Annotated in this window: 1 pseudogene; it reads left to right on the top strand. The window is 62.1% G+C overall.

The annotated features are described in order from the left end of the window. A pseudogene (locus tag EIK80_RS25350) lies at positions 1–311 on the top strand (IS256 family transposase); the annotation flags it as partial.

Here is a 311-nt window from a genome sequence, read left to right as displayed (position 1 = left end):
CACCGCCGGCCACCACAAGCGGATCTACGACCAGGTATTTCTCGATGGCACCTACACCGCCGGTGGCTGCCTGATCGTCGCGGCGACCATCGACCACGTGATCGCCTGGCACTGGTGCAAACACGAAACCACCCGCGACTACCAACTGCTGCTTGAACGCATCGAAGCCCCACTCATCGCCGTCATCGACGGCGGCCAAGGCGCATACAGCGCAATCAAAAAGTGCTGGCCGACTACGAAAATTCAACGCTGCCTCGTCCACGCCCAACGCGTGGTCCGCCGCTACACCACCACCAACCCACGCACCGATG

It is taken from the genome of Caulobacter sp. 602-1 (assembly GCF_003931565.1).
Lineage (GTDB): Bacteria > Pseudomonadota > Alphaproteobacteria > Caulobacterales > Caulobacteraceae > Caulobacter.
This window is presented reverse-complemented; position numbering and strand designations above follow the sequence as displayed.